General features: G+C 73.8%; 1 protein-coding gene. It reads right to left on the bottom strand.

Annotated elements, in window-relative coordinates; all coding sequences use genetic code 11:
* Positions 1–104: 104 nt before the first annotated feature.
* The coding region (locus ACLBX8_RS32125) for a 5-formyltetrahydrofolate cyclo-ligase (RefSeq protein ID WP_447716463.1) at positions 105–286 on the bottom strand (182 nt) is incomplete at its 5' end.

Below are 286 nucleotides of genomic sequence, written 5' to 3'. Positions count from 1 at the left end.
GGTTGAGACCCCCGCGCCCTCATCCGCCGACCTCAGGCCGAACGGTCCTGGGCCAGGCTCTGCCGAGCCGGCCAGCGCGGGCACCGGCCCGCTCCGCGGCGCGATCAGGGTCGCTCCGTGCGGGGGCAGACGCCGCCTTCCGTCACGATGATGTCCATGGCGACGTCGTGCGCCTGCGGGTGGATCGTCGCGAGCCGCGCGAGCTCGAAGCCGACGCCGATGACCCGCGGCTCCGTCGACCTGGACGCGATGGTCCGGTCATAGAAGCCGCCGCCGTATCCCAGGC

The organism is Methylobacterium sp. D48H, assembly GCF_053345715.1.
The sequence above is the reverse complement of the archived record's forward strand: the minus strand, read 5'-3'. Positions and strand labels throughout refer to the sequence as shown.